This window comes from Microcoleus sp. AT8-A3, assembly GCF_036705675.1.
Classification (GTDB): domain Bacteria; phylum Cyanobacteriota; class Cyanobacteriia; order Cyanobacteriales; family Microcoleaceae; genus Microcoleus.
Genome location: NZ_JAUBVD010000062.1, coordinates 23,218 through 30,482, shown reverse-complemented (window position 1 = coordinate 30,482; position 7,265 = coordinate 23,218). Strand labels below are relative to the sequence as shown.

6 protein-coding genes are annotated in these 7,265 nt (G+C 49.4%); 3 read left to right on the top strand and 3 right to left on the bottom strand.

The features are described 5' to 3' along the window. Together QUB51_RS25480 and QUB51_RS25475 are read right to left on the bottom strand one after the other, a co-directional pair. Nucleotides 1–3,331: two-partner secretion domain-containing protein (locus QUB51_RS25480; protein ID WP_333298350.1), on the bottom strand; the 3,331-nt coding region annotated here is incomplete at its 3' end. 76 nt (nucleotides 3,332–3,407) lie between these two features. Next, nucleotides 3,408–3,584: a hypothetical protein gene (locus QUB51_RS25475; RefSeq protein WP_333056475.1), complete on the bottom strand. Its 177-nt coding sequence runs from the start codon at nucleotides 3,582–3,584 to the stop codon at nucleotides 3,408–3,410. A 152-nt stretch (nucleotides 3,585–3,736) separates the two neighbouring features. On the opposite strand from QUB51_RS25475, the gene QUB51_RS25470 reads away from it, so the two are divergent. Next, on the top strand, nucleotides 3,737–3,931 hold the full coding sequence (locus tag QUB51_RS25470) for a hypothetical protein (protein WP_190661768.1): 195 nt from the start codon (nucleotides 3,737–3,739) through the stop codon (nucleotides 3,929–3,931). A 226-nt stretch (nucleotides 3,932–4,157) separates the two neighbouring features. On the opposite strand, the gene QUB51_RS25465 is transcribed toward QUB51_RS25470, so the two are convergent. Further along, nucleotides 4,158–4,448 (bottom strand): hypothetical protein, encoded by a 291-nt coding sequence (locus QUB51_RS25465; RefSeq protein WP_333056474.1) that lies wholly within the window; start codon nucleotides 4,446–4,448, stop codon nucleotides 4,158–4,160. A gap of 220 nt (nucleotides 4,449–4,668) precedes the next feature. Here QUB51_RS25465 and QUB51_RS25460 point away from each other — a divergent pair, with 220 nt between their 5' ends. Both QUB51_RS25460 and QUB51_RS25455 read left to right on the top strand, forming a co-directional pair. Then, the gene (locus tag QUB51_RS25460; RefSeq protein ID WP_333056473.1) at nucleotides 4,669–6,243 is read left to right on the top strand and encodes a nucleoside transporter C-terminal domain-containing protein; all 1,575 of its coding nucleotides are present in this window, start codon (nucleotides 4,669–4,671) and stop codon (nucleotides 6,241–6,243) included. A 379-nt stretch (nucleotides 6,244–6,622) separates the two neighbouring features. Then, nucleotides 6,623–7,228, top strand: a complete 606-nt coding sequence (locus QUB51_RS25455; protein WP_333056479.1) for a DUF3318 domain-containing protein — start codon at nucleotides 6,623–6,625, stop codon at nucleotides 7,226–7,228. Nucleotides 7,229–7,265: the final 37 nt, after the last annotated feature.

Below are 7,265 nucleotides of genomic sequence, written 5' to 3'. Positions count from 1 at the left end.
CGGGAATGGGTGCGGGAATGGGTGCGGGAATGGGTGCGGGAATGGGTGCGGGAATGGGTGCGGGAATGGGTGCGGGAATGGGTGCGGGAGTAGAGGGCGGGCCCGGTGTAATTAGGGAAATCTGATTTGGTAAACTTCCTTGGGTGTAAGTTTGTCCAACAGAAAAAGTGGGCAAAATGGCATTTCCCGCGCCAGCATTAATGCTTCCCAGGGTTCCATTGTCGATCGCGCCACCAACTATAAATGGTCGATCGATAGCGCCTCCGTGGCGAATTGCGATCCTGCCCGCCCCCGCACCTCCGGCAGTAGAAATACTCGAAGAATTGCCCGATATATCGTTGAAAACATTGTTCGAGCGAAACAAACCGAGGGTTGTCACATCAACACTGCCACCAGTGCCACCAGTACCACCTTGAGCATTGATAAAGCCCAACTGAATGTTATCAGTCGCGTTCAGGGAAACGCCCCCGCCGTTGCCGTTTGAAGTGCTGCTGGAGTTGAGATCGAGAGCCGAAATGCCCGATGAAGAGGTGACATCGATATTTCCGCCGATCGCCCCCGAAGCGTTCAAAGCTCCCGCAGTTAAAGGGCCGGCAGTGGTTTGGAGAGCGATCGCGCCTCCTGTGCCCGCCGATGACGAGTCGATCGCACCCGCAGCAACAGTATTCCCCTCAACCCGAATCCTCCCACCGTTCGAGGTAATATTACCAGTCCGAACCTCGCCGCTTCCTTGCAGGTTCACGCTGCCACCATCCGTCCTTAAATTACCCTCTAGGAAGACGTTTTCTGCCTTGATATCGGCTCCCAAAGCGGCCGTGCTGTCCCCCCCGAAGCTAGCGGAATCTCGCGCGTTAACGCTCAAAATACGCGCTGCAATTGTGGAAGCAGCAGTCACACTAGCAGCATCGGCCGAGAGCAGGCCCAACCTCTGAGTTTGACCGACTCTGCCGTCAAAAGTAATGTTGCCACCAGCGCGCAGGGTCAAATTATTAGCCCGGCCCGGCCTGCTGTCGAGGGTATTGGCAAAAGTGATATTGCCGGTAGTGGTGGCTAGGGCGGCGGTGCGATCGACTGTGACGTTACTATTGAAAGTCATGTCGCCAGATGTCGCCATATTGCCCGATACCTCGGTACTGCGGGCGTTGACAGTTAAACTCGCCAGCGGTGCAGCTTGACCGACTGTAGCGCCGAACAGCACTCGCCCAGCGTCTAGTCTTAGGGCGTGAGATCCGTCTAGGCTACCGGAGAACAGAATGTTGCCGCTAACTTCCGCGCTCAAAGCCACGTCAGCATTGAGGGATGCGTTTCCTGTAAAAGTGAGATCGCCACCGGATGTGGCAATGTTGGCGTTGAGATTAGTTTGGGGCGCGTTGAGAGTCAAGCTAGCGCTGCCGCTTGTGTTCAGGGGATTGTCGATCGCGATCGATCGGCCTTGAAGTGTCAGCGGGCTGTTGAAGGTAATGGGTGCGACGATCGCGATCGACGTGCTGCTACCGTTTTCGCGCCCGATCGCGATCGAGCCGAAATCCCCCGCCAAAGCGCCGAGATCCGTTGCCGTCAAGTCCAAAAGGCCCAAAACATCGCCGGTGCCACCGATCCGAATTGCTCGGCTATCGTTGGGCTGCAAGCGAATTGTTCCCCCCGCACTGCTGACGGAATTGCTGCCGCCTCTGAAGTCAATGCCGTTACCAGTGATAGCGATATTGCCGCCGTTAGCATTGAGTCCGCCCAGAGAGATGCTGCTGGCAAAAATGTTGATGTTGCCACCTTGAGTCTCGATTAAATCGTTGGGGTCATTGACAACAAACACTCCGCCCGCTCTAAATGTTACGGTGTCTCCGGTTCTCGCTTGCAGGGAAAGTTTGTTATCGGGCAAGTCTTGGACGGTGATGTAGCCGGGGGTATCTAGAACCACGTTGCTGCCGGCCGCCATCTGTTCCAACTGCACTTCTGAGATCGATGTTTCGTTGGGTTCTGGTGCCGATTCCAGTTCCCCGCCAGTCGATCGCGCGCTGCTGGATCCGTTACCGCTGACGATGGTAATATTTGCCGGATCGAGCAACAAATTGCCGATCGCACCGTTAGTCGCGCGGGTATCGACCTCTCCTTGGAAAGTTAAAGCATTTTTGCCGGAAACTTCTACTGTTCCGCCGTTACCTGCGGTAGTGCCGCCGCGAGCACTAATATTGCCCAAGAAGCGAGTTGTATTGTCTGACCAAATTACCGCAGTGCCGCCATTGCCGCGGTCGATCGCGTTGGCTGCGATCGTAGAATCAGGACTAACATAAGTTACCTGGGCGTTGGGCACTGGTTCCATCCCTTGGAAACCGCCTCCGACGCGCACAGTACCTCCACCGTCAGTCCCGGAAGCATTGATATTTGCGCCGAAGAGTCCGACTTTTTCCCCTAAAATATTGACTGTGCCCCCAGCATTCCCAGAAGGGCCAAATACATTTACAGAACCGGAGACGATCGCACTTCCGGCAACTGCGGGCACTGTTTGGCCCCCAGTCAGTACCAATTGACCTTGTTCGTTAGTGGTTAAACCTGTGGCTGACGCTACGCCGGGCCCCGTTAGCAACTGAGGCAAAGAAACCGGGGCGATCGCCGATTTTTCTGACTGCCAAGACGGAGTAATTTCTAAACTCAATAAATTGCCGCTTTGACTGATACGGACTGCATTTTGTCCCGGAACAGCAGCCACAGTAACTTGACCGTTGGGAGCGGATAATTGTCCTGTATTAATAACGGTGCCACCGAGCAAAGTTAAACTTTCCCCGTTGCCAACTGCCAAGTTTCCGGCATTGACAATTGCACCAATTTGTGAATTATTAAAATTAAATTGATTAGGATTTCCCAGTAAAGCTTTGTAATCATTAATTCCCGCCGAATGGAACCAGCCGTCACCGAAACCAATACCTGTAGCAGTTGTCGCGAAAAAAGACCCCGGCACGTTCAATCTAGCATTTTGACCGAAGACAATTCCCGCCGGATTCATTAAGAATAAATTCGAGTTGCCGCCGCTGACAGAAATCAGACCGTTAATGACGGAAACATTGTCGCCGGAAATCCGCCCTAAAATATTTTGAATATTTGGATTAGTTAGAAAATTAGCAATTTGACCTTCGCTGAGATTAAATTGACTGAAGCTGTGAAACAGATTTGTCCCGTTTCCTGACAATTGTCCGCCACTAATGTCGGTGCGGTTTTGCTCGGACTGAACAACAGTATTTGTGCCGTCATTTGCAGGAACGACAGGTTGCGATCGCACTGCTAGAGGTAGCAGCCAAAAACCTAATGTCAAAATTAGAGCCGAAGGAAAATAGGTCATTGGAGGAAGCCATTAGTCATTAGTCATTATTCCTTAGTCATTAGTCATTAGTCATTAGCCGGAAGGAAGAGGGATTTCAGACAAGCCAATTCTCCATTACCAATTTTAATCTCTTCTCGTTTTGATTTTTTTTGAGCTGTAATGTTCCGCTAAAGTGCCCATAAACTTCAAAAAGTCGATCGCACACCGCCACCACCGGGGTCGATCGCACTCCAAAACCACCCGTTGCCCGAATGTCGGAAATTTCAGGCAAATTTTGTATTGTTCTGTAACAAGTGTATTGACAAAAGCCCCCCAGAGTCATAAGATTGGAGCACTGATTGGGTGGGAAAGTAAAAACCCACACCATAACTGGCTCCTCTAATAAAGTTAAAAACAAAATATTGATGCTTTTAGAGACCAACCATGCAAACTCCAGCTTTCCCATTTCTAACTGAACAAATAGTAGAGCGGATATTTTCGTCCGGCGAACTGACTCGCGATGACAGACAGCGGATTCAGTCAATGCTCTTAAATGAGTCGATCGGCGAAAATGAATTGAGCTTAATTGAAAAAGTCATGGAAGGCGTAGTCAAGGGAATCCTTGACGTGATGAATTAGTTGATAAGGAATGAGAATTAAATAACTTCCACTCTTGAAAGTGGGATGGGCGTCCCGCCCGTCATGAGTGGACGGGCGGGACGCCCATCCCACAATAACAATTAAAATTGTAAGTTATTTAATTCACGATCCTCACTGGCGCTAACATATCTAAATGTAGGGTGCGCCGAGGCACACCTTACCCTAATTTTAAATAGAATCGAAAATCGAAAATTCTGTCACCGTTCTAAAAATCATCATCAGGGCCCTCATCAGGGCCCTCATCCGAGTTCTGATCGCGACGCACAAGTTCAGAAGGAGGCCTATCGTTACTCCATGCCCACCACACGGAATCGCACTGGCAGCGGTAAAATTCTTGCCATTTGCGACGGTTGAACTCGGTATATACTGGCGATCGACGATTAATCCAGACCTCAGTGGCATTCGTGCAGCTAGCGCCGCACTTGGGGCAGCAAAACTCATTAGCGTGAACCGCCGTCGCAGTCCATTCAGGAGGATGTGGAGCAAAAGCTTCCATGTGTTAGAGTTTCTATCTAAACTGCTGGTAATTACGGCAAATCAAGGCTTGCAAAAGATCCGCAGAGTTCGGAATGACCTAAGCAATGACATAAGTACGCTGTTGAGTGCGTAATTCATCTGCCCGTTATTTTTTTTAGCATTTGCCGTCAGATGAATAGTATAACTGATGTGGTGCAAGCCGTCGATCGGCATTCTCAGCTATTTCAAGGACTAAGCTCATGTCTATCTACAATCTTATCTCGTTTCTGGGCATCTTTGGCCTGTGTGCGATCGCCTGGGTTTTCTCAGAAAATCGCAAAGTTCAGTATATACCTTGGCGCGTCATCATCTGGGGCATTGGCCTGCAATTAGTCTTAGGATTTTTAGTATTCCTGTTCCCCCCAACTCGCATCGCCCTAGAGTGGTTTACTAGCTTACTGGATGGAGTATTCACCGCTGCTGACGCTGGAGCGAGATTTGTATTCGGGAGCAATGTTGTACCCATACCTGGTAAAGAGCCGGCAGTTAATTTAGGATATATTTTTGCCTTTAGAGCTTTACCGACAGTCATCTTTTTTTCTGGCCTCATGGCCTTGCTATACAACATCGGCGTGATTCAAATTATCACCGAACTTTTTGCCAAAATATTTTATACGACAATGCGCTTGAGTGGCGCCGAAGCCCTCAGCGGCGCGGCCAATATTTTCGTAGGAATTGAAGCGGCAATTGTCGTCAAGCCATATTTGCCAAAAATGACTCGTTCCGAACTTTGTGCAATCCTCTCTTGCTGTTTTGGGACTGCCGCTTCTTCAACATTAGCAATTTACGTTAGTTTTCTAAAGCCTGTTTTTCCAAATATTTTAGGACACTTAGTTTCAGCCTCAATTATCGCCATTCCCGCTTGTTTTGTCCTCTCCAAAATCTTAGTACCAGAAACAGACACACCCCTGACAATGGGCGGCATTCCCAAGGAAGAACGGAAGCCTAAAGGCCGCGAGTTTGTGGGCGAAGAAATTTCCGAAATGGACGGCGAAGCGATGCCACAAGAGACAGTTGGAGGAGAACCCATCGAACGAGTCAGCCCTCTCGATGCAGCGATAATTGGTGCATTGGACGGTGTAAAAATGGCAGTAGCCATTGCCGCTGTTTTGATTTTAATCTTGGGCCTAGTTTCCTTAATCAATCAATTCTTTGGTTGGCTGGCAATTTTGCCCGGCCCCATTGGTGACTTGTTCAAAGTTGTCACCTTAGCAAACATTATGGGATTTTTATTTTATCCCCTGACGCTATTAACAGGAGTGTCCATTGACGACTCTTGGGAAGCATCAGTAATCATCGGACGGCGACTGTTAGAAACAGCAATTCCGCCCTATCAAAGTTTAGCAGAAGCATCGGCAAAAGGACTGGTGAGCGATCGTACAGTTTTAATTGTCAGTTACGCCCTTTCCGGCTTCGCCCACTTAGCCTCCGTCGGCATATTTGTCGGCGGTACGATCGCCCTAATTCCATCCCGCCGCAAAGACATTTCCGAACTCGGTTGGAAAGCATTATTTGTCGGCACCTTAGCCACAATGATGATCGCTTGCATCGCCGGCACCTTCGACACCGGAGACGCCAGCATTTTAGGCGCTAAAACAGCCCCTGCTGCCCCGCTAACAGCCCCTGATTCTCCAAAATCACCGCCATCCCCAGCCGCGAATTCAAAGCCGTCAGTTGCCCCAGCAATTGCCAGTCCGAAGCCTTCGGCTAATACCCAAAAAGCGTCTCCCAGAGCTCAAGAATCTCCCTCTTCCGCATCCAAGAAAAACCCTTAATAATCTTCTATTGACTTGTAGGGGCGGGTTTTTCCAACAATATTTAACTCCCGTTAAAAATCTACAGAAACCCGCCCCCGCACAACCAATAACCTACATCAACTTTGCTTTCGATAAAACAAGTTAGGAACGGACTCTGACCCAAGAAACCGGGTTTTTCATCAAATCTGTGGTTGTCACAAAGTATGCTCGCAAAAACCCGGTTTCTGGCCACCCGTGCATCAGATTGCGATTTGCCCTTGGGTGAGTGAGGGCCGGTTTTAGAGATTGTAGGTTTTAGACAATTATGGTTGGTGAACCCGCCCCTACAAGCCCCTGATGGATGTTGTTGTTTTTTATGCCGATGCAAGCAATTCCCAATTCCCAATTCCCAAAATTTATGAATCCCGAACCAGAAATTCGCCGCCTGTTAGATGTGATGCCCGCTTCCGGCCGCATGATGTGTAAAATTATTAATAAGCCACAACAATCAACGGTAATTGACTGCGAGTTTCCTTTACCTTGGAATCAATCTCGCCCGATTTATATTAATTTTGATTTGTGGCGGCTGCTATCTAAGCCCCAGCGGGATTTACTGCTATTGCGGAATGTAAGTTTTCTGTGCAGTTTTAAATGGTTTAAACCGGATATTTATCAAGGTGCCGCTCTGGCGGGAATTGTCGGGACTGTTGTAGAATTGTTGCAGGGAGATGCGATCGGCACTGCGATCGCGGGCGGTTTGACAGGACTCGCCATGACTCGAATTTGGCGCGACAACCGCAGTTCCCAAGTAGAGTTAGATGCTGACGAAGGGGCGATTAGAGTAGCGGGAAGGCGTGGTTACAACGAAGCAGAAGCGGCCGGACATTTACTTGGGGCGATCGAGGCTGTGGCGCAAATTGAAGGGCGCAGTTTGGATTTTAATGAGTTGATTCGGTGTCAAAACTTAAAGGCGATATCGGGTATTTCGGCGGTGGGCGTGCCCGATAGTGTGAGGAAAGATTAAAAACTTGCTCCTTCCTACCATAAGAATATAGAAATGT